The organism is Nocardia salmonicida NBRC 13393 (genome assembly GCF_001613085.1).
Lineage (GTDB): Bacteria > Actinomycetota > Actinomycetes > Mycobacteriales > Mycobacteriaceae > Nocardia > Nocardia salmonicida.
The window spans coordinates 78,374-100,146 of sequence record NZ_BDBR01000012.1 but is presented as its reverse complement, the minus strand read 5'-3'; the positions used below and the strand labels follow the sequence as shown (position 1 = coordinate 100,146).

Here is a 21,773-nt window from a genome sequence, read left to right as displayed (position 1 = left end):
TGAGTATACCGCATAAACAGTTTTCGATCGGAGAGAACTCATGGCACCCGAACGACCGCCCGCCCTCTCGATCCGGCACCTACGCAAAGCCTTCGGCGCCCACGTAGTCCTGGACGACCTCGACCTCGACATCAGCGCGGGCACCGTCTTCGCCCTTCTCGGCCCCAACGGCGCGGGCAAGACCACGCTGGTCCGCATCCTGGCGACCCTGAGCCTGCCCGATCGCGGCGATGTCGAGGTCTTCGAGCACGATCTGCGACAAGCCCCCGATACGATCCGGCGACTGATCGGCGTCACCGGCCAGAACGCCTCCGTCGACGGGGTACTCACCGGCACCGAGAACCTGCGGCTCACCGGCCGGTTGCTGCACCTGGGCAAGGCCGAGACGCTGCGTCGCGGTACCGAACTCCTCGAGCGTTTCGACCTGGTCGACGCCGCCGACAAGCCGGTCGCCTCCTACTCCGGCGGCATGCGTCGCAGGCTCGACCTCGCGATGAGCTTGATGGGCAAGCCGCGCATCGTCTTCCTGGACGAGCCGACCACCGGCCTCGACCCACGCAGCCGACGCGACCTGTGGACTGCCATCAAGGAATTGGCCGCCGAGGGGACGACCATCCTGCTCACCACGCAGTACCTGGAGGAAGCCGATCAGCTCGCCGACCGGATCGCCGTGCTCGACGGCGGCCGCATCGTCGCCGACGGCACTCCCGAGGAACTCAAACGCCTGGTGCCGGGCGGACACATCCGATTCCGCTTCGCCGATCGCGCACTACTCGACGCCGCCGCCCGCGCGCTCGACAGCGACTCCGGTGGACATGCCGATCCCGAACAGCTGACCCTGCAGGTGCCCTCGGACGGCAGCGCCACCGAGATCAAACAGCTTCTCGACCGATTCGCCGAACTCGACATCGCGATCGACCAGCTCACCGTGCACACCCCCGACCTCGATGATGTCTTCTTCGCACTGACCGGACGAACCGAGGTAGCCGCATGAGCACCACCCGCACGCTCCAGGATTCGGCCACCATGCTGGATCGCAATATCCGCCACACCCTGCGCAGCCCTGACACGATGATCATGACGATCGCCCTGCCGGTGATGATCCTGCTGATGTTCGTCTACGTGTTCGGCGGCGCGATGGACGTGGGAGCGGGCGACTACATCGACTACGTGGTGCCCGGAATCATCCTGCTGTGCGCGGGTTTCGGCGCGTCGACCACCGCGGTCGCGCTGTCGACGGACGTGGCCGAGGGCATCATCGACCGGTTCCGCACCATGGCCATCGCCCGCTCGGCGGTACTCACCGGGCACGTCGCCGAGAGCGTGATCCGCAACCTGATCACCTCGGCGATCGTCGTCGGGGTGGCGGTGGCGCTCGGCTTCCGGCCGACCACCGATCCGCTGCGCTGGCTCGGCGTCTTCGGAGTGCTCGCGATGTTCGTGTTCGCACTGTCGTGGTTGGCCGCCGCGCTGGGCCTGCTCGCGCGAAACCCGGAGGCGGCCAACGGTTTCACCTTCGTGTTCATGTTCCTGCCGTACGTGAGCTCTGCTTTCGTACCGACCTCGTCGATGCCGGTATGGCTGCACCGGTTCGCGGAGAATCAGCCGGTGACGCCGGTGATCGAGACGACGCGCGGGTTGCTGATGGGCACGCCGATCGGCAACAGCGGGCTGCTCGCGGTGCTGTGGTGCGCGGGAATCGCGCTGGTCGGGTACCTCGCGGCGGGAATCCTGTTCCGGCGTCGTACCAGCGTCTGAAACCACTGAAGGGGCAGCGCGTGCGCTGCCCCTTCAGTGTGGAGACGGTCAGTCGGCGGATGCCGTGCGCGGACCTTCCGGCGTGACAGCCTGCGCAGGCTGCATGCTGAGCGGAATGCCCGTTCCCGGCAGGGTCGGGGCCGCGGCGGGAATCTGCGGCACCACCGGCGCGACAGGCTCGAGCGGCAGCGGATCCTCCTGTGGCGCGTCTCCGTACAGCTGGGTCGGGTAGTCGAGGGGGAATTCGCCCGGGTTCACCAGTTGCGGATTCGGCGACACCGTCTCGTACGGCGAGGTGGTCGACTCTTCCGTCACACCCCCGGTCTCGACCGAGGCGGCCTCGTGTGTCTGGGGGGCTTGCGGAATAACCGGCGCCGACGCGGCGCCGGGCTCCGACGACACGGCGGTGTTGTCGACCACCGGCCGACCGCTGTTGATCACCGCATACGAACCACCCGCGACGAGCCCGCCGGCCAGCACACTCGCCGCCGCCGCGACCATCGCCGTCCCCCGCTTGGAGCGCGAGCCGGTGGATATCGGCACCACGACCGTGTCACCGAGCGCGACCAGCGCGGCACCGGCGGCGGGCGCGAACGGCGCCAACCGACAGGGCAGCACCGGCACACCGAACCCGGCGACCGCGTCGCGCACCGCGGGCGCGTCCGACGACGAACCGACCAGCACCACCGCGCCGGGCTTCACCGACGCCGCCTCGAACTGATCCCACGCTGCCGATACGCCCGCGCGCAGGGCGTCGGGCGTCGGCGCGCCGGTCTGCGAGTAGGCGGCGAGCACGCGATGGCGACCCGGGTCGACCAGTGTCATCGCCTGGTACCCGGGCACGGCCTCGACGATGAGCAGATTGTCGAACTCGTCCAGCCAGGTCATCGCGCCCGCGACGAACAGATGCGCCGACTTCGCCGAAACCAGCGAGGCGGTGCGCCATTCGGTCTCCGCCAGACGGGTGACGATCGCGCGCCGCTCGTTCGCGTCGCGGTAACTCACTGCCACCCCGGCGATCTCGTGCTCGTCGTCGAGTTCGGCCGCGATCGCGTCGAGTGCGGTGTGCACCGCCGCCGCTACTTCGGCCTTACCATCACCACCGGCACGGACGGTGCGCCGCAGCAGCATCCGATCCGTGAGAGTGACGCCCGATTCGGCGAACGCGACCGCGTGCACGGCTCCACGCTCGGTGCTGACGCCGAGGGTTACCACAGATCCTGTTGCCACAAGTCTTGCCTTCCCCTGTGCGAAACGGTGCGGGACGAGACCACGCGGGGTCCGTCACTTCGCGGTAGGTCTGGTGCGGCGTGAGCTGGCTAGCCGCGAACAAGCGTGCAGATAGACGCACACTTATCTGATGATTCGTCACCGGTCAGGGCATGGATGGGTCGGGATTTCTGCCAGTTGTTGACACGCTGTCGGTAGAGGCGTGTCGCGGATGTGCGGATACCGCTAGCCTGGATGGGTGGAAGTACACGCGCAGGCCCGGTCACCGCAGAGCCGTCCGGACCCTGCGCTGGAATTGCAGGACGACCCGCAAGAGTTGATGCCGCGCAAGCGGCCGACGCAGGAGCGCAGCAAGCGCAAATTCGACGCGCTGCTGGCGTCTTCGCGCGAGCTGCTGGTCGAGGTGGGGTTCGAATCGTTCACCTGTGAAGAGGTCGCGCAGCGCGCCGAGGTGCCGATCGGCACCCTGTACCAGTTCTTCGCCAACAAGTACGTGATCGTCTGCGAACTCAATCGACAAGACCTGGTTGCGGTTTCTCGCGAGCTGGCCGACTTCCACGGTGAAGTGCCCTCGCTGGACTGGCTGCGGCACATGAACCAGTTCGTCGACCACATGGCGAACCTGTGGACCACCGACCCGTCGCGGCGCGAGGTGTGGTTGGCGATGCAGTCGACCCCCTCCACCCGGGCTACGGGCGCGCTGCACGAGAAGGAATTCGCCGCGGTCGTCTCGCAGATGCTGCGGCCGCTGACGCCGCGAACACCGCGCGCCCGGCGCACGATGATGGCCGAAGTGCTGGTGCACGTCGTGTATTCGATGCTGAATTTCTCGGTGCAGGAAGATCAATCGAACACCGATGCCGTCGCCGAACTCAAGCGCCTGATGGTGGCGTATCTGCTTGTCGCGGAAAAAGAATCGCGAACCGCCGAAGAGAAATGACGGTTCGCGACTTCTAGTTTCGGCCTTCGATCAAATCGGCCAACTCGCCCGGGTCCTCCAGCACCACCATTGCCGCGGCGGTGTCGCCGTCGTGGGTCAGGGACAGGTGTACCCGCACCCGGGGCAGGAATTCCGCGGCCAGGCCGTGGAGTTTGATGCTGGGCCTGCCCCAGGCGTCGTTGACGACTTCGATGAGCGGGTACGGATTGTCGCCGATCTGTGGGCTGCGGGCGAAGCGAGACGATGCCCAGGCTTTGAGCACCGCCTCCTTCGCGGCCCAGCGTGCGGCGAAGCTGCGGGCCGGGTCGGTTTGCTTGCTCTGGCAGTAGCGACGTTCACCAGCGGTGAATGTCTCCCTGATCATGGTCGACCCGGGCCGTTGCAGCTGTTCGGAGAACTCGGAGATGGTCACCAAGTCCAAACCGATACCGAGAATCGTCACGAAGCGGCAGCCTACGGCGCTTCGGTCGACTGCGGGGTGATTTGCCCGGTGCCGCAGCCCCATCCGTTCGCGCTGTAGACGCCGTCGCTGTCGAGACGGGCCTGCGGCGAGAGCAGCATGTCGGCCTCGAGCTGACGGATCTGCTTGGCCGGCGTGCCGTCGGCGCCGAGACGACGATCGGCCGGCTTCTCGTACAGTGCCGACCCGCCGCACATGGCCTCGGCGAAGCGCTGCCTACCCGCGAGCTGACGCGTCTGCGCCCGCTCCTGGTACTCCGCCCGCGCGGCCGGGTCGATCGCGGCCAGGAACGCCTGCGGATGGACCACCGCGAGCAGACCGGACACGTGACCGAAGCCGAGCGAGGTCACCAGACCCGCCTTGAGCGCGAACTTCTCGCCGAACCGCAGTGGCTCGCGGGCCCACACCAGGTGCGGGTAGCCTGCCATCTTCTCGTCGACGCAATCCAGGCTGCGGTTCGGCGGCACCACACCGTTCTCCAGCACCTGGCACAGGCCGATGAGCTGGAATGCCGCCGCGCCGCCCTTGGCATGGCCGGTGAGGCTCTTCTGCGAGACCACGAACAGCGGTGCGCCGCTGGTACGACCCAGCGCGCCGGCGAGCCGCTCGTGCAGCTCCGACTCGTTGGGGTCGTTGGCCGCGGTGGAGGTGTCGTGCTTGGAGATCACCGCGATGTCGTCGGGGGTCACGCCGAGCTTGCGCAGTTCGGCCGCCAGTCGCGACTCGCTGCCGCCACGCCCCGCACCCAGCGCACCGAGACCCGGCGCCGGGATGGAGGTGTGCACGCCGTCGGCGAAGGACTGGGCGAAGGCGACGACGCCGAGCACCGGCAGACCCATCTCCACGGCCACGTCACCGCGGGCCAGCAGCACGGTGCCGCCACCCTGCGATTCCACGAACCCGCCGCGACGGCGATCGTTGGCACGGGAGAAGTAGCGGTCGCTGATTCCCTTGGCGCGCATACTCGCCGAGTCGGCGGTGGCCGACATGTCACCGAAGCCGACGATGCCTTCGATACCCAGGTCGTCGAAACCACCGGCGACCACGACCTCGGCCTTGCCGAGCCGGATCTTGTCGACGCCTTCCTCGACCGAGACCGCCGCCGTGGCGCACGCCGCGACCGGGTGCACCATGGCGCCGTAGCTGCCCACGTAGGACTGCACCACGTGCGCCAGGGCGACGTTGGGCAGTGCTTCTTGGAGGATGTCGTTCGGGCGCGGTTCGCCGAGCAGGTTGTCGACGTAGAGCGAGCGCATCGAGGACATGCCACCCATGCCGGTGCCCTGGGTGTTGGCCACCAGGCTCGGGTGCACCCAGCTCATCAGCTCGTCGGGGCTGAAGCCCGCGCCGACGAACGCGTCGACGGTGCAGACGATGTTCCACAGCGCGACCCGGTCGATCGAGGCGGCCATGTCGGCCGAGACGCCCCAGATGGTGGGGTCCCAGCCGGTCGGGATCTGGCCGCCGACCACGCGGGAGAGCTTGGCCTTGCGCGGCACGCGGATCTCGGTGCCCGCCTGACGGGTGACGGTCCAGTCGCCCGAGCCCTCGACCGGGCTGATCACCGTGTGCTCGGGATCGGCGGTGGCGAACGCCCGTGCCTCGGCTTCGCCTGCGACCGTGAACGTCAGGTCCTGATCGAGGAACACCGAGGTGAGCAGCGGGGCCGCGTTGTCGAGCATGGCGCCGTCGTCTTCGTAGCGGCGCACACCGCAGCGTTCGACGACGGTGTCGTGGTAGCGCTCCGCGACTTCGGCCTCGGGTACGAAGTCACCGGATTCGGTGTCGTACCAGCCGGGCTTCGGCTCGTTCTCCCAGCGGATCAGACCGGTGGTCCAGGCCAGTTCGAGCACGCCGGCGGCCGAGAGCTGGTCTTCGACCTCCATCTCGAAGCGGGTGCGCGAGGAGCCGTACGGGCCGAGTTCACCGGCGCCGACGATGACGACCATGTCGCTCAGTTCCGCGGTGACCGGAGCCCAATCAGGCACGGGCAGAGCCGAACTCAGGGTGGGCGGTGCGGGCAGCGCGGCGATGGTCGCGGCGGTGGCGGCTTCCTCGATCTGCTCGGCCGCGGCCTCCTGCGCCTGCTTGGCGAGCGCGGGCAGGTCGAGCTTGGCGCGCGCCAGACCACCGGTGAGGTCGATCTGCTGCGGGCCGGTGAGCGTCACCTGACGGGCACGCGAGGTGCACCACTTGAGCAGTTCGTCGGCCATCTCGGTGGTCGACCAGGTCTGTACGCCCGCCTTCTCCACGGCCTCGACCATGGGGTCGTTGTGACCCATCAGCCCGGTGCCGCGCACCCAGCCGATCAGCGCGTGCACCAGCGTCACCCGTGTGGCCCAGGACTTCTCGGCCTTCCACTTGGTCACGACCGCGTCGAGCGCGGCCTTGGCCTCGCCGTAGGCGCCGTCGCCGCCGAAGAGGCCGCGGTTGGGCGAACCCGGCAGCACCACATGCAGTTTCGCGTCGACGTCGTGGTCGGCGTTGAGGGCGGACAGGCCGCCGATCAGCCGTTCCACCGACCAGAGCAGGACCCGCATCTCCATTTCGGCGCGGGCGCCCGCGTCGGCGAGGTCGCCGGCGACGCGCGGTGCCGCGAACGGCAGCAGCACCGTCGGGGTCATGGCGTCCTTGACCTTGATCTTGGCGCCACCCGCGTTGTCGACCTGCTCGGTACCGACCCACTCGATCAGCGCGTCGAGGTCCTGGTAGGAGGCCATATTGGCCGGGACCACCCACAGCGCCGCACCGTGGCGGGCGTTGTCGCGGTAGAGCGAGCGGTAGAACCGCAGCCGTTCGTCGTTGAGGCCGGAGGTGGTGACCACCACGGTCGCGCCGCCGGAGAGGAGCTTGCCGGTGACGGCTGCCGCGATGGAACCCTTACTGGCGCCGGTGATCACGGCGAGGTCGTCGGACCACAGACCCGGCTCGGTGGTGTCGAGCGCGGCCTTCGCGATCTGCGCGTACACCCCGGCCAGCACCGAACGGGCCTCGTGCATGGCCCGCTGACGCCACCAGCTCGCCTGGGCGGCAACAGCTTCACCGGCTCCGACGAAACCGTCGATCGACTGCTCCGCGGTGGCGGCATCGTCGCCGAGCCACATCTTCGCGAGGTCTTCCCGAGCAGTGGCCCAGCGGTCGTCGATGAGCACGGCCTTGCGAGCGTCGAACGCGGGAGCAACCAGACGCGGCCAGTCCGAACCCAATTCGGCCGAGACGAGGTCGGCGAGCGTATCGGGAGTCGCCTCGGGTGCGCTGATCTTCTCGCTGAGGCCGAGCTGTTCGAGCACGACCCTGGCCGCGGTGGCGAGCACGCCGTCGCGTCCGGTGATCTGCTCGGTGAACTCGCCGAGCGCGGCAGCGTCGACGGTGCCGCCGGTAGCGCCACCCGCCGAGGGCATCGAGACCGCGACACCGCGCCGTGCGGCCACAGCCTGCACTGCGGCGTCGATGGCGGCGTCGACCGAAGCCGCATCGCTGAGCGCGCCGCCGGCGAGACCGCCGAGGTCACCGCCGCGCACGCTCGCGCCTTCGCGGGTGCCGAGGGAGACCTCGGCGGTGACGTGGCTGGCCCAGCCGTCGCCGAGTTCCCAGACCTTCTTGACCCGGTCGGCGATGGCGGCGGGCCGCTTGCCGGAGGGGCCGAAGACCTTGCGCAAGTGGTCGCCGATGGCATCGGTGAGCACGGTGCCGAAGGGCTTGTAGGTGCGGGCAAGACGTTCGACGGTGGCGGCCAGTGCGCCCATATCGGCGTCGGCGGCGCCGTCGATGGCACCGAGGGAGAGTTCGGCGCCGAGGTCGACGAGCAGCTGGTTACGCCGCGAGGAGACACCGTCGCAGAGGCCCTCGATGGTGTCGACCGGGCCGATCTGGCCCATCCGCAGCTTGGTCCACAGCGCGATGAGCACGCGGGTGGCGTCGGCGGCGCTGAAGGTGATGTCGTCGGGGCGCGGGCCGCCGGTCGCTACCGGAGCAGCGGCGACGGGAGCCGCGGCAGCGGTCGGCGCGGCCGCAGTTTCGACCGGGGCGTCGTCGATGTCGTCGACCGGGGCCGGATCGGTGTCGGTCGAGTAGACGACCGTCGCGTCACGTTCGACGTTGACGACCTCCACGGTCACCCCACCGAACCCTGGCAGCTTCAGCGTCTGCGAGGCCAGGTTCGCCACGGTCGGGGTGGCGCCGAGACCGATCTCGACGAACCGTTCCACGCCGAGACCACCGTGGGCGGTGTCAGTGAACAGCAGGTCCTGGGTCTCGATCCAGCGCACCGGGCTGGCGAACTGCCAGGCCAGCAACTCGATCAGCACTACGCGGCACAGCTCTGCATCGCGCGTGGCCCAGCTGTCGAAGTCGGCCAGGACGGCCACGAGGGGCTCCGACGGCACGAGTTCGGCGATCTCGGTGAGGAAGGCGCGGTCCAGGGAGAACGGACGGGGCACCAGGTTCGGAATGTAGCGTCCGACCAGAACCTCCGGGTGCACCTCGGCGGGCAGCAGCTGCTCGAGCTTGTGCCGGAACTCCGGCACACCGTCGCGCAGCACCGAGGAGTGGAACGGCACGTCGATGCCGGGCACCAGGATGAAGGCCCGCTTGCCGCCGAATTCGGCACGGCGGCGGTCGATCTCGGTTTCGAGGGCCTCGAGCCCGGCGACCGTGCCCGCGATGGCGTACTGGGAGCCGCGCAGGTTGAGGTTCACCACCTCGAGGAACTCGCCGGTCTCGGCGCCGATCCCGGTGACGAAGTCGATCACCTCGGGGTCGGGCAGTCCGATCTGCGACGGGCGGATGGCGGCCATCCGGTAGTCGCTGCGGCCCTGCGCGTCACGCGGCACCAGTTCGTGCATGGCCGAGCCACGCTGGAACACGACCTCGAGCACGGCTTCCAGCGGCAGCACACCGGCGACGGCGGCGAGAGCGTTGTACTCACCGACCGAGTGACCGGCCAGCATCGCGCCTTCGACGAACGCGCCCGATTCCCGCAGCTCGGCGACCTGGGCGACGCCGAGGGTGGCCATCGCGACCTGGGTGAACTGGGTCAGGTGCAGCACGCCGTCCGGGTGCCGGTGTTCGACACCGCGCGCCTTGAGGTAGGTCGGGTTGTCGCGCACCACCGCCAGGATCGAGAAACCGAGGGCGTCGCGGGTGTGCGCGTCGGCACGCTCCCATACCCGCTTGGCCGCCTTCGAGCGGGTCAGCGCGTCCAGGCCCATCCCCTTGCGCTGGATGCCCTGGCCCGGGAAGGCGTACACGGTCTTCGGGGCGGCGGTGCGCCCGGTCGCGGTCATGACCAGGTCACCGTCGACGCGGCAGGAGACCTCGACGATCTCGGCGCCCGCGTCCACCGCGATCCGCTCCACCCGCACGTCCACGGTCGCGCCGGGGCGCACCATGCCGAGGAACCGGGTGGTCCATGCCGTGAGAGTGCGTGCGGGAACGGAGCTTTCGGGATCCACCGCGACCACCGCGTGCTGGGCGGCGGCCGAGAGCCACATGCCGTGCACGATCGGGCTGCCCAGACCGGCCAGCTTGGCGGCGGCGTCGGAGGTGTGGATCGGGTTGTGGTCGCCGGAGACCGCGGCGAACGCGTGCATGGCGCGCGGGGCGGCCATGCTCACGTCGCGGCGACGGCGACGCGGGGTATCGGTGGCGTCGTCGGAGACCGCACCGGCCGCGCGCGGCGGATCGGTGAGCTCGCCCGCGCCGTTGCGGCCACGGATGGCGAAGCGTTCGACGAGCCGGGCCAGCGGGGTGGCGTCGAGTCCCTGATCCAGGATCAGGCCGATGTTCACCTCGACCTCGACCACCCGGCCCATGTCGGTATCGACCACCGCGCCGCCTTCGGCACGGACGACAAGAATGCTCGTCTCCGAGGGCAATTCGCTCAGCAGGTCGATCTGGTGATCCAGGTGGACCAGGTCGAGCATGCCCTCGATGACGGAGCCGCCGGCCGGGGTACGGGCCGCGCCGAGCACCGCGAAGACCGCGGGCCAGCAGGCGCCGACGAGCACATCGGGGGCGGTACGGCCGAGAGTGCTGAGGGTGTCGGGCAGGCCCGAGCCCGTGACACCGGCGTGGTCGGCGATCAGATCCGGCATCCATGCCAGGTTGAGGTGCGCCACACCGGCTTTCACCTCGGGCAGCGACTTCCCGGCGGCGACGCCGAGCAGGGCCGACATCGCGGTCTCGGCATCGGCGTCGGTGATCACCGGCGCGCCACCGGAATACACGCTCGCGGGCACGGTGATGCGGATCCGCACGGAATCACGGACCAGCGGCACCGTCAGCTCCACGTAGCCGAATTCGGCTTCGGGACCGGTGGTTTCGGTCAGGGTGGCGCCGGTGCCGCGATGCACCGCACTCCCCTGCTCGACGATCCACTCCGAGATGTCACCGAGGCGATGCACCGGGTTGACGGTGGTGCGACCGGCCCACTGCACGTCGGGGGCGGCGAGCACGGTGTCGATCGGTCCCGCCACCACACCGGCGACGCGGCGCGCGTCCACCGGCTCGGGGACGACACCGGCCCTGACCAGGCTGTACGCGGTGTCCTGTTCGAAGCGGTCGAGCAGCTCACCGACGGGCTCGTCCACGCGGGTGATACCGGCGACGGCGACGGTGCCGGGGATGACGCACACCTGATCGGCCGAATAACGCGGATCGTGGGCCTGCCACAGCGAATCCGAACGCCACCAGCGACGCACATCGGCGTCGACGACGGGCACGAAGTTCACCGGCTTGCCCGGCGTCTTGCACAGCGAGACGAAGAACGGCACGTCGGCCGGGTGCAGCACGGTGTCGGCGATCGTCGGGTACTGCTTCTGCAGCGCGCACAGCGCCTGCACCGGGTGCTCGAAGGCTTCGTCGTCGGCGAACAGGGTTTCGATCTCACCGCTGTCGGCCGGGTTGAGCCGGGACTCGGTGCGGCGCATCATCTCCGCGAACCGGTCGCGCCAGCTGATGTCGAGCCAGTCCGAGCGGGTGGCGTCGCGGATCGCTTCACCGATATCGCTGCCGCAATCGAACGAGATCGGCACCTCGCTCGTCACGGCCAGGGAGACATAGCGTTCCAGCCACTGCTGGTAGGTCATGGTGGCGACATCGCCGAAGTAGGGCTTGGCGGTGGCGTCGAGCGCCGCGATGATTTCGGCGCGACGGCTCGCCACGGCGTCGGCATCGCCCGCGACCTCGTCGAGCAGGCGGCCGGTCCGCGAGGCGGCATTGTCGATCTCATGGATATCGGCGCCCAGTTGGCTGCGCCCGGAGGCCATTCCACCACTGGCGGTGCCCGCACCGACCCAGTCGGGGGTGCCGGGGGTATCGACGAGCAGCTGCTTCACCGCGGGGGCGGTGGTCGCCTCGAGGGTAGCCATGGCCGCGGTGCCGACCAGCACGCCGTCCAGGGGCATGAGCGGGTAGCCGTGGCCGGTGGACCAGGCGCCGGTGAGGTAGTCGGTGGCGCGTTCGGGAGTGCCGATGCCGCCGCCGACGCAGATCACCACGTTGGCGTGGCCGCGCAGCTCGGCGTAGGTGGCCAGCAGCAGGTCGTCGAGGTCTTCCCAGGAGTGGTGCCCGCCGGCCTTGCCGCCTTCGATGTGCATGATCACCGGGTAGTCCGGAACGGCGTCGGCGATGCGCAGAACGGCCTTGATCTGGGCGACGGTGCCCGGCTTGAACGCGACGTGGCTGATGCCCGCCTCGGACAGCTCACCGATCAGCGCCACGGCCTCGTCGAGTTCGGGGATGCCCGCGGTGACGATCACGCCGTCGATCGGCGCACCCGCCGCCCGCGCCTTCTGCACCAAGCGCTTACCGCCCAGCTGCAGCTTCCACAGGTAGGGGTCGAGGAACAGCGAGTTGAACTGCACGGCGCGACCCGGCTGCAGCAGCTGACGCAACTCGGTGACCCGGTCGGCGAAGATCTGCTCGGTGACCTGTCCGCCACCGGCCAGCTCGGCCCAGTGGCCCGCGTTGGCCGCGGCCGCGACGATTTTCGCGTCGACGGTCGTCGGGGTCATGCCCGCGAGGAGGATCGGCGAACGGCCGGTGAGCTTGGTGAACGCGGTCTCGACAACGATGCGCCCGTTGGGCAGACGCACCGGCTTCGGCGCGAACGCCGACCACGGTGTCGACGGCTCCGGCGCGGCGCCCGGGGTGAGCAGGCTGCGCTGACCGGCGCGGGTGGCGGCGGCGATCACGCCGACACCGGTGCCCTTGAGCGAACCGCCGGTCACCCGCGAGAGCAGGTCGCCGGGGCCGAGGTCGAGGATCCACTGCGCGCCCGCTTCGACCACGGCATCGACGGTGGCGACCCAGTCGATCGGGTCGACGAGCACCTGCTGGGTCAGCGCGGCGGCGAGGTCGGCGTCGATCTCGCACTGGCGGGCCCAACCGGCGACCAGTTCGACGGTCTCGGCCAGCGCCGGGTGGTGGAAGGCGACGTCGACGGAGATGTCTTCGAACACGGGCGCGAATACCGCGCCACCGCGGGCCTTGCTCTCGCGCTCACGGATCTGCTCGTCGTGCAGCTGCGCGCAACGAATGCGCACCCGATCGATCTGCGCGGGCGCACCCGAGATCACGACGCGCCTGCGTCCGTTGCGGATCGACACCACCGCGGCGATCGCGGGATCGACTCCCTCGGCGACCTCGGCGACGATTGCCCGCAGCTGCTCCGGATCCACATTCGACACGGCCACCATCGGCGAGCGCTCGCCCACCGGCATCAGTCCACGCCTGCGCGCGACGAGCCCGGCGGCCGCACCCACGAGCTGCGAGATGGCCAGCAGCTCCGCGTCACGCGTGCCGCCCGCTTCGACCGCGGTGGCGGCGAACAGCCCCTGCGAGTGTCCGACGATCGCGACCGGCGCGTGCTCGGCCGGGTCGAGACCCTGCAACCGCAACGCCCTGGTCGCGGCGAGCTGGGTCAGCAGCACACCCGGCATGGAAACGGGCACCGACCGCAGCACCGAGTCCGCGGGCGCCGAGGAGGGCTCCTCCGGCTCGTCGAGCTCGCTCTCGAGCACCCAGCCCATCGGGTCGAATCCACCGGGGCGCACCACCAGCAACTGCGTCGCAACCGGCTCGATCAGCGCGGCAGCGTCATTCACCAGCGCGGCCAGCTCGGGCTCCAGCGCGCTGTCGCGCCCGATCTCCTCGAGCTCGCGCAGCCACTGTGCACCCTGTCCGCCGAACGCCAACGCGTATCCCGCTCCGGTGCGCAGCTGCTCCAGCAGCGCCGCGCGGACACCCCTGGCCTGGCCGCGACCATTCGCTTTCGTGGTCGCTTCCGTGCCGATTTCGGTGCTCTCGTTGATCGTCAAGACGCTCGACTTCCTTCTCCTGGCGTGTCGCCCACCGACGGCACGCACACGTATCCGGCAGCCCCTTGGGCCTGTTGAGAGCCACGATCGCACAAAATCATGAGGAAAGCCTCACGTTTCTGGCCCGGTAGCGAGCTACTGCCCAGTATTTCCGTACGTCCGTACCAGAATCTTGCGAAACATGACGCGGCCTCATGTTTGAACGCGCAGGTCCGGCCTGTTACTCGGGTTCTCAAACATGAGTGCCCCTCACATTGAGGTTTACCGAATCGTTATAACCCCAGGTCGTGTTACCCACGAGTACGCCACGCCGCCCCTACGCTTCGCACAGCCGGATTCGCCCGGTAGAGTTTGGACGGTCGTACACATCCAAGCGCGAGTGGCGAAATTGGCAGACGCGCCAGATTTAGGTTCTGGTGTCCACGGACGTAGGGGTTCAAGTCCCCTCTCGCGCACAGATTCCTGGCCTTCGGGCCAGATCAGGGCTTCCGCGTGTTCGAGTGCACTCGCACGCTCAGGAGAGCACCCGCGTAAGACCGTGACCTGCGCGAGCATGTTTCACAGATGGCAGTTCTGCCACATTTTCGGCGAGGATCGCCATTCCCCGATCAGCCAACAAAAACCGTGTCCACGGGATAGCTGTAGTCGGAGATTCCGGACGTGTCGCCGACCGCGTTCGCCGAGCGGCTTCTCCTCGATCCGGTCGAGATCGGCCGGGGTGGTGTAGGTCGACCACCCAGACCGCGGCCATGTCGGCGCCGACACCGCTAGCGCGTCATCGGCATGCCGAACAATCGGTGACGAGCGTCGAAGGCGTCGATGGGCCAGCACCCACCACACCGTCATCAGGTCGTGGGTCTGTGCGAGATCGAGGTGCGTCAGTTCCTGGAACCGCGAAAGCCGATAGCGCACCGTGTTGCGATGGACGATCAGCGCGGCGGCGGTCGCGTCGGTGTTCCTGTCGTGTTCGAGGAAAGCCCAGACGGTGTCTTCCATGTCGCGGCGCCCGGCCCGTCCGTCGTCGAGCACTGTGCAGTGTCGGCGCTCGAGCCTTTCGACATCGCCGGTCCCCAGCATCGCCAGCGGATACGGCCCGAGATCGGCGAGTGTCACCACTCCCCTGCGACCGAATACCTGGGCCAGTCGCAGAGTCGTGGTGGCCTCGTCGAAAGAGCTAGCCATGGCGGTGAGCGGTGCGGGTTCGGCGAGGGCGACCAACCACCGATCGCCGACCACCGGCGGCCGCGGCACCACCCCGAACAACTCCCCCTCGGCGACCGCGAGGACCGGTCGCTGCTCGCGGGTAGCGCTCGTGCGAGCCACTACCGCCATCAGCGCAGGCAGGTCATCGACCTCATCCGGTCGCGCGCGCAACGGTTGATAGTGCACTGTCAGGTCGATCCCGAACACACTGGCATCGGTGGCCAGACGTCGGGCGGACAGATGTCCACCCAACAGGGCGCGGAGGAACTGCACGCGCTGTCCGGCGTTCCGGCGTGGGCCCTCCGCGATCATGTCGTGCTGGATTTCGGCGATGACTCCGGCGGCGTCGTTGGCGAACTCCCATCCCACGTCGTGGGCCCGGAGCACCACCCTTGGCGGCAGCCCGCGTCGAGAGGCTTCCTCGTCGAGGGCCGCGAGCACGAACCGAGCGACGAGTTGGATGCTGCGAGTAAGGGTTTCCAGCGGGAAGCCCTGGCGCATCCGTCGGCGGGCCAGCTCGCCCACCGCGCTGATGCTGCAGGCGGCGGGCGCGGTGAAAGTCGCCGACACGTGCTCCAAGACCGAGCGGATGATGGGCGCCGTGAAGGAGGCGATGTCGGACGATGCCAAGACCGCGTACTCCGGCACCTGCACGCGCAGCTGGGCAACCAGCCGATCAACCAGCTCGTCGATACCGGTCACATAGTCGGTCAACAACACACCCAGCTCGTCGAGATCACTCGACTGTTCAGGGCTCGATCCACTCACGGAGTTCCCCGACGAGCCGGGGGGCTCGGGGGCTCAGGGAAAGCAGCAATCTGGTTCGGACTATGCACTGCTCGAATCCTGTCGTTGCTCGCCCGTGCCTACCGAAACCGTGGTAGCAACGCTTCTGCGGCGGGCAGGTTGTCAGCGGGGGACGGCGTCGGAGGACCGGATGGAGGCCACGATCAGTTCGGCAACTCCCCGGTGCCCGACCAGGGTCGGGTGGTAGGGCAGCATCGTGTCTCCGCCGACCACTGGATCGAACCAGCGGGCATCGGCTGCCGAGCACATCCCGTGACCTGTCGAAGCCTGGCGTGTGTCGATGTAGATCGCGCCGTGGGCGGTGGCCCCGCGACTGACCACGGCGTTGAGGCGATCGAACTTCGACTGGATGTAGGCCGCGTCGTCAGCGCGCAGCCCCACCATCGCCGAGCAAGTTCCCGGGTCGAAGTAGGTGGGCCAACCGTCGACGAAGATCTTGGCCTTCGGCGCGCGGCGGCTGATCTCGTCCAGCGCGGAAGTGTAGGTGGGGGCGATGGCATCGATGGCAACGTCCCAGGCAGGATCGGCCGCCGTTGCGCAACCTCCGGTGACCGCGGCGGCGTGGCAGCTGCCGATGAACTTGGTCATCTCGGCGTCGTTGGCGCCGAGATGCAGTGTGACGATTTCGGTGTCGGGGCCGAGCGCCTCGAACTGCGGCGGGACGACCCCCGATTGGCGCCCGGCCAGGTCGCGGATCTTCGCCGAGCTGCAGGTCCGATCCTCGTAGCTGATCCCCAGTGCGTCGGCGATCAGGGCCGGAGCGTTCGCTGTCGAGCGCGCGCACAGCAGCGGTGCCGTCGGGTCGATGTTCAGCACACCCGTAGTCGCCGCACCCGAATCGCCCAAGGCGACGTAGCGGGCCCCACTCGCCGGTGACGGCTGAGCACCCGCAGTGGGCACGGCGATCAGCGCGAGTACGGCCGCGCCGACGGCGGCGCGGCAGAGCGGACGAGTGATCAGCTTTCTCATCATCGAGAATCGACTTCCTTTACATTTTCCTGAGACTGCTCGGGCATGCGCTCGACAGAATCTCTGGGGGCCACAATCGCGAAATCGCTGGGCGGCCCTAGCGGACGGGCAATGGCTCTGGGGTGCTGGTTCGCGTGGGCCACTTGGTGATCCGGAAGAGGTGGCTGAACAGAGTCGCTGTGGTCCCCCCTGGCGAGGCGGCCAGCAACATCACCCCCACCGCGAGCAGGGGGTCGAGGTCGAAAGCGGTGATTAGTCCGAAGGCGAGCAGGGGCAGGATCAGGATCTGCAGGACGAGCGCGACAGCCACCGCCTTCGGGTTGCGTGCCACTCGCCGGAAATCCGGGACGGTCAACGTCAACCCGAGGCCGAACATGATGATCGCCAGCGCGATCGGCAGACCGGTGGTGATCAATGGTGAATTGCTCATGTGATTTCTTTCGATCTACGTCCTGCGCGTTGAGACGACTTCGTCTCAACGCTGGCAACTATGACACGAGTGTGGCGTAGGTCGCAATCACAGCTCGCGCACGACGATGCCGTCGGTCGACTCCGCGTTATCCAGGGGCAGGGTCGACCGCGACATCGACGCCCGAGTGAACGCCGCCTGGGCGGTCGCGCGGCGACCGACCCGGTAGCTACAGCCCCTTCACAGCCTCCTGCAGCACCCGATCGATATCCGCGGGCGCGACACCGAGCTCTTCGGCGACTTCCTTCTCTGCCCTGGTCACAGCTTTCTCGATTGCTTCTTTGACCTTGAGCTCCCCGATGACGACGAGGCCCGCCTGGCCGGGATCGATGAAGTCGCCGAGTTCTTTGACCTTCGACCGCGATATGCCCTTGGCAAGGTGCCCGCCGACGGCCCCGATGACGCCGCCGGCAGCTGCCGATGCGAGGATCGCGGGCGGGAAGATCACACCGAGCACCGCGCCTGCCGCGATACCTCCCCAGGCACCGTGGCGGGTGGCTGTCTCGTCCTTGTTCTCGTGCACCTTGCCCTTGGCGTCTTTGGTGACCACGGCCGCGTCGTAGGAGCCGACCAAACCTTCGCTGTGCAGATCCTTGACGACCTGGTAGTCCGCGCGAGCGGCGGCCTCGTTCGGATAGGTCGCGAGATAGATGAATGTTTCGTCGTCTGTCTTTGCCATAGGATCCTCCGTTTCCGGCGTACGCGGTCGGTCGACCACAAAGCAAGGCTTCCCCGCCGATGCCGACCGGTCGTCACCCGCAAGGGATGAGATCGCGAAATCAGTCGTCGGACCGGTCGATGGCGATCCGGTTCATCCGTTTCGGGTGAGGCCGTCGCGGCTCCCGGTGAGAAACGTTGGACGTCGGTCCTCTACGGAAGGATTCATGATGGCTCACGTATCGGAAACCGAGCATCCGGTCCAGCAGGGTTTCGCCGCGGGCACTTCTATCGGCGCCGCGATTCTGCTTCTGGTCGTCGGCGTGTTGTCCGTTCTGCAGGGCATCGCAGCAGTGGCCGAGGACGACCTGTTCGTCGTCGGCATCGACTACCTCTATGAATTCGACACCACGACATGGGGCTGGATCCACATCGTCGGCGGAATCATCCTCGCGCTGAGCGCGGTGGGCCTGATGAGCGGCGCCACCTGGGCGCGGATTGTCGCGGTCGTCATCGCGTCGCTGTCGCTCATCGCGAATTTTCTGTGGCTGCCCTACTACCCGGCGTGGTCGATCCTGATCATCGTGCTCGATGTGGTGGTCATCTGGGCCGTCACGACGTGGAATCCGCGCACAGTCTGATTGATGACCCGGGACGGTTGCGAACCTGAAACATCGCGGCATCGACGGGAATGTGTCCGATAAACTCGCTGCGTCTCGAGATCGACGGATAGTGGGCGATCGACTCCGATCGCGAGCATCACCCGTTAGTCAGGCGCCGCCCTTACTAGAGCGCGCGATTGCCCATGTCCGAAGTTCGCTGCAGCAAGGGGATTGCTATGACCGAGCGCAATTCTTCCGTCAATCGTCCCGTTCCCGAGGAAGAGCCCTTCGAGCGGCAAGCCGCCGCCGCGGGGATCGCCATCCTGGCCGCGATCATGCTGTTCCTCACGGCGGCCGCCTCCATCCTCGAGGGAATCGCCGCGATCGCCGAAGACGAGTTCTATGTCGCCGGTATCAGCTACGTCTACGAATTCGACGCGACCACGTGGGGATGGATCCATGTCGTCCTCGGTGTGATCGCGATCATTTGCTCGATCGGTTTGATGACTGGCGCCGCGTGGGCCCGATACTCGGCAGTGGGTATCGCGGCGCTGGTGATGATCGCGAACTTCTTGTCCCTGCCCTACTATCCCGCGTGGTCCCTCTTGATCATCGGGCTGAGCGTAGTGGTCATCTGGGCTGTCACCGCCTGGCAGCCAGTTCGGGATCATCGTCGGCCGTGACGGCCGATATCGCGACCTGAATCAGGATGGCGTCGGCAGTCCTTCCGGAACGCGCCTCATACGGAACGAGTTGAACAACCCGATGAGACCGGCCAAGAGCGGAACCAGCAGTGCCACTTGCAGAGCGAAGGGCCGAGCGTCGGTGTTGATGCGAATGATCTCGTCACGGATCTCCGGAGGTTCGTCGACGAGCAGTTGATCGAGTTGGGTATTGCTCATGACCTCGGCGTCGTCCTCCAGTGCCTGCGCCACCTGTTGCTGCTGTGCCTGCGGGAGCACCGTGCTCGATTCCGCCATGCTCGTGAAGGTGATCGACAAGGTCGCCAGCATGATGGCACCGGCGAACGCCAGCCCGAAGGACAACCCGAACGACCCGGCCGCCGAATTGACGCCTGCGGCTTCGCTGATCCGCTCCTCCTCGATGGGGGCCAATGTGTAGTTGTTGAGCTGAGACACCAGCAGACCCAACCCCGAGCCCGCGATGATGAGCGGGATTATGAGCCCCCAGCCGAATTCCGCTCGTGGAACGATCGGGATGAGCACCACAATCCCGATCGTGAGGAGCACGAATCCCCACCGGATGATGTTGCGCGCCGGCCGATCGCCCGCGTATCTGCCGGTGAGCACCGCAACGGCGAACATGCTCAACGACAGGGGTGCGATGGACAGGCCGGCTTGCATCGCGTTGTACTCGAGCACCATCTGCAAGTAGATCGGCAGGGCGATCATCGTGCCGCCGAGGGCGATCTGCTGGAGCATCTGCCCCGAGATGCCCAGCCGGAAGATCTTGGATCGGAACAAGTCCGGGTCGAGCAATGTCGGCTTTTCCGCGCGCTTACGCCGGACCAGCCAATAGGCGAGCCCGGCCAGCGCGATCGCACCGACAGCCAGGAGCACACCGACCGATTCGCCGCCCTCCTGCCACACCAGGATTCCCAGCACGATCCCGCCCATGCCGAGAACCGACAGCACCGCCCCGACCATGTCGACGCCACGTGGGCCGGTATAGGACACATCGCGGACGATTCCCATCCCGGACAGCACGATCGCGATAACGACGACCTCCAACACGAACCCGACGCGCCACGACAGGTAGGTGGTGATGAAGCCTCCGAGCAGTGGGCCGATCGCAGCCGCGATCGCAGCCGCCGCGCCGACGAGGGCATAGACCTTCTTCTGCGCAGCGCCTTCGAAGTTGCCGTGGATCAGCGATTGCATGGCGGGCAACAGCAGCGACGCACCGATCCCGCCGAGCACGGCCCAGAAGATGACGATCGCGACCAGGCTCTGCGCGAACGCCATCGCCGACGCCCCCACCGCATAGCCGATCAGACCGAGCGCGTAGGCCCGCTTGCGTCCGATCAGATCGCCTACTTTGCCGCCGATCAGGATGAACGCGGCCGAAACCAGCGCTTCCAATGCGATCGCCGCTTGGACCCCGCTGACAGTGGTGTCGAGATCGTGAACCACCGCCGAGATCGACACGTTCATCAGCGATGTATCGACGACGAGCACGAACATCGCCATCGCCAGCAGCGCCGCCAGTAGACGTTGAGTGTGCGCCTGCCCAGCCGAATCGTTGTTCATCGATCCATCGCTCATCGAAGCCCGCCGTCCCGGCAGTCGTGACGTACTCCTGAAAATCGACCACGGCCGCCGAGTCGATCGGATTCGGATCCAGTGCCCGAAGGCCGGCCGGGAGTTGCCGCTGCCCGGCCGGATGTCTGGCGGTCTACACCAGCTCGGGAACTCGCAGGTGCGCGAAGCCGAGTCTGAACTCGGCCACCTCGAGAACTTCGGCTCTCATCACGCGGGTCGCCGCGTCCCGCAGTCGATCCACGTGGGGGCGACTGTTGTCCAATTCCTCTCGGCTCGACCAGACGGTCGATCCCACTCCTCGCCCGGTTGCCCGGTCGACGAACAGGCTGGCGCTGCGGAATCCTTCGATCTTCTCCAGCTCCGGCAGCAGACCGGACTTGAACGTCTGGATCGCCAAGTCGACTCCGGCCGGATCGACCTGGATCCAGGTGCAGCGGGTGCAGGCACTCGCGCCGGCCAGGTGATCGCGGTGCATGACCGCGACTTCCCATTCCTCGATACTGTCGACCGAGCCGTTCAATGCCTCGGCCAGACCATCACGCAGTGATCGGATGCGCATACTGCTGTCGTGCATCGCGGTCTCGGATTCCCACGCGGTGGTGGCGATGCATCGGCCTGTCGCCCTGTCCACCATCAGCGACATACCCACCCACCCGTGGAGGTCGGGCATATTCGGCATCATCGTGTTATGGAGGTATGCGATTCCGCGGTCGATCGACGACCGCTGGGCCGCAAATGTGCTGGAACGTGCGTACACGGGGCCACCTCCTACTTTCAGGAAGGGTGGCGCCCCGGTGGGCGCCACCGGACACATCTACTGTCCTCCGAAGCGACGATCCGCACAATGCGATGGACGGTCTCCTTTGCGCCGATAATTTCGGCCGTATTCAGTAGTGCCGAGGTATTGACATCGAGCGAATCAGGAGAAGACTGGAGGGATACCGGAACACCGGAAATGAGCCACACTGCCGACGGAGACGTTTGCCGACCGTAGTGACGTCGTTTTCAGGATCTGGCTAAGCCCCCGGCAAGCCAATCGAATACCGGAGTATCAGCGACGACTGAGCTCATGGTTT

At 67.5% G+C, this 21,773-nt stretch carries 13 protein-coding genes, 1 tRNA gene and 1 pseudogene; 6 read left to right on the top strand and 9 right to left on the bottom strand.

Annotated elements, in window-relative coordinates; translation table 11 throughout:
- Window positions 1-40 precede the first annotated feature (40 nt).
- Both NS1_RS14840 and NS1_RS14835 read left to right on the top strand, forming a co-directional pair.
- Window positions 41-994 carry an ABC transporter ATP-binding protein gene (locus tag NS1_RS14840; protein ID WP_056821629.1) on the top strand — a complete coding sequence of 318 codons (954 nt, stop codon included), beginning with the start codon at window positions 41-43 and terminating at the stop codon, window positions 992-994.
- A complete protein-coding gene (locus tag NS1_RS14835; protein WP_056821631.1) occupies window positions 991-1,758 on the top strand; it encodes an ABC transporter permease in 768 nt (255 codons plus the stop codon). Before NS1_RS14840 ends, NS1_RS14835 begins: the two co-directional genes overlap by 4 nt.
- Before the next feature lie 48 nt (window positions 1,759-1,806).
- Here NS1_RS14835 and NS1_RS14830 read toward each other — a convergent pair whose 3' ends face one another.
- On the bottom strand, window positions 1,807-2,988 hold the full coding sequence (locus NS1_RS14830) for a hypothetical protein (RefSeq protein ID WP_131817155.1): 1,182 nt from the start codon (window positions 2,986-2,988) through the stop codon (window positions 1,807-1,809).
- 319 nt (window positions 2,989-3,307) lie between these two features.
- On the opposite strand from NS1_RS14830, the gene NS1_RS14825 reads away from it, so the two are divergent.
- On the top strand, window positions 3,308-3,928 hold the full coding sequence (locus NS1_RS14825) for a TetR/AcrR family transcriptional regulator (protein WP_082844012.1): 621 nt from the start codon (window positions 3,308-3,310) through the stop codon (window positions 3,926-3,928).
- 13 nt (window positions 3,929-3,941) lie between these two features.
- Here NS1_RS14825 and acpS read toward each other — a convergent pair whose 3' ends face one another.
- Entirely contained in the window at window positions 3,942-4,370 is a 429-nt protein-coding gene (acpS, locus tag NS1_RS14820) for a holo-ACP synthase AcpS (RefSeq protein ID WP_062985124.1), read from the bottom strand.
- 11 nt (window positions 4,371-4,381) lie between these two features.
- Window positions 4,382-13,708, bottom strand: a complete 9,327-nt coding sequence (locus NS1_RS14815; protein ID WP_062985122.1) for a type I polyketide synthase — start codon at window positions 13,706-13,708, stop codon at window positions 4,382-4,384.
- A 373-nt stretch (window positions 13,709-14,081) separates the two neighbouring features.
- Between NS1_RS14815 and NS1_RS14810 the strand changes: the two genes are divergently transcribed.
- A tRNA-Leu gene (locus NS1_RS14810) sits at window positions 14,082-14,163 on the top strand.
- 103 nt (window positions 14,164-14,266) lie between these two features.
- On the opposite strand, the gene NS1_RS14805 is transcribed toward NS1_RS14810, so the two are convergent.
- The 4 genes and pseudogenes from NS1_RS14805 to NS1_RS14790 form a co-directional block, all read right to left on the bottom strand.
- Complete coding sequence (locus NS1_RS14805) at window positions 14,267-15,679, bottom strand: PucR family transcriptional regulator (RefSeq protein WP_157125219.1); 1,413 nt, start codon at window positions 15,677-15,679, stop codon at window positions 14,267-14,269.
- 141 nt (window positions 15,680-15,820) lie between these two features.
- Window positions 15,821-16,690 carry an SGNH/GDSL hydrolase family protein gene (locus NS1_RS14800; protein ID WP_062985117.1) on the bottom strand — a complete coding sequence of 290 codons (870 nt, stop codon included), beginning with the start codon at window positions 16,688-16,690 and terminating at the stop codon, window positions 15,821-15,823.
- 148 nt (window positions 16,691-16,838) lie between these two features.
- Window positions 16,839-17,117, bottom strand: a pseudogene (locus NS1_RS14795) (bile acid:sodium symporter family protein); the annotation flags it as partial.
- Window positions 17,118-17,325: 208 nt separating this feature from the next.
- The gene (locus NS1_RS14790; RefSeq protein WP_062985111.1) at window positions 17,326-17,835 is read right to left on the bottom strand and encodes a DUF1269 domain-containing protein; all 510 of its coding nucleotides are present in this window, start codon (window positions 17,833-17,835) and stop codon (window positions 17,326-17,328) included.
- A gap of 208 nt (window positions 17,836-18,043) precedes the next feature.
- On the opposite strand from NS1_RS14790, the gene NS1_RS14785 reads away from it, so the two are divergent.
- Window positions 18,044-18,454, top strand: a complete 411-nt coding sequence (locus NS1_RS14785) for a DUF7144 family membrane protein (RefSeq protein WP_157125218.1) — start codon at window positions 18,044-18,046, stop codon at window positions 18,452-18,454.
- Between the two features lie 197 nt (window positions 18,455-18,651).
- Window positions 18,652-19,098, top strand: a complete 447-nt coding sequence (locus NS1_RS14780) for a DUF7144 family membrane protein (RefSeq protein ID WP_056821646.1) — start codon at window positions 18,652-18,654, stop codon at window positions 19,096-19,098.
- Between the two features lie 21 nt (window positions 19,099-19,119).
- Here NS1_RS14780 and NS1_RS14775 read toward each other — a convergent pair whose 3' ends face one another.
- Together NS1_RS14775 and NS1_RS14770 are read right to left on the bottom strand one after the other, a co-directional pair.
- The gene (locus NS1_RS14775; protein ID WP_373864337.1) at window positions 19,120-20,685 is read right to left on the bottom strand and encodes an MFS transporter; all 1,566 of its coding nucleotides are present in this window, start codon (window positions 20,683-20,685) and stop codon (window positions 19,120-19,122) included.
- A 145-nt stretch (window positions 20,686-20,830) separates the two neighbouring features.
- Window positions 20,831-21,367, bottom strand: coding sequence for a hypothetical protein (locus NS1_RS14770; protein ID WP_235569840.1), 537 nt, complete (start codon window positions 21,365-21,367; stop codon window positions 20,831-20,833).
- Window positions 21,368-21,773: the final 406 nt, after the last annotated feature.

What these genes read in the sequence shown, in the direction of transcription:
- NS1_RS14840 (WP_056821629.1), top strand. Translation starts at nt 41, where the DNA reads ATGGCACCCGAACGACCGCCCGCCCTCTCGATCCGGCACCTACGCAAA.
- NS1_RS14835 (WP_056821631.1), top strand. Translation starts at nt 991, where the DNA reads ATGAGCACCACCCGCACGCTCCAGGATTCGGCCACCATGCTGGATCGC.
- NS1_RS14825 (WP_082844012.1), top strand. Translation starts at nt 3,308, where the DNA reads ATGCCGCGCAAGCGGCCGACGCAGGAGCGCAGCAAGCGCAAATTCGAC.
- NS1_RS14800 (WP_062985117.1), bottom strand. Translation starts at nt 16,690, where the DNA reads ATGATGAGAAAGCTGATCACTCGTCCGCTCTGCCGCGCCGCCGTCGGC.
- NS1_RS14790 (WP_062985111.1), bottom strand. Translation starts at nt 17,835, where the DNA reads ATGGCAAAGACAGACGACGAAACATTCATCTATCTCGCGACCTATCCG.
- NS1_RS14785 (WP_157125218.1), top strand. Translation starts at nt 18,044, where the DNA reads ATGGCTCACGTATCGGAAACCGAGCATCCGGTCCAGCAGGGTTTCGCC.
- NS1_RS14780 (WP_056821646.1), top strand. Translation starts at nt 18,652, where the DNA reads ATGACCGAGCGCAATTCTTCCGTCAATCGTCCCGTTCCCGAGGAAGAG.
- NS1_RS14775 (WP_373864337.1), bottom strand. Translation starts at nt 20,685, where the DNA reads ATGAACAACGATTCGGCTGGGCAGGCGCACACTCAACGTCTACTGGCG.
- NS1_RS14770 (WP_235569840.1), bottom strand. Translation starts at nt 21,367, where the DNA reads ATGCCCGACCTCCACGGGTGGGTGGGTATGTCGCTGATGGTGGACAGG.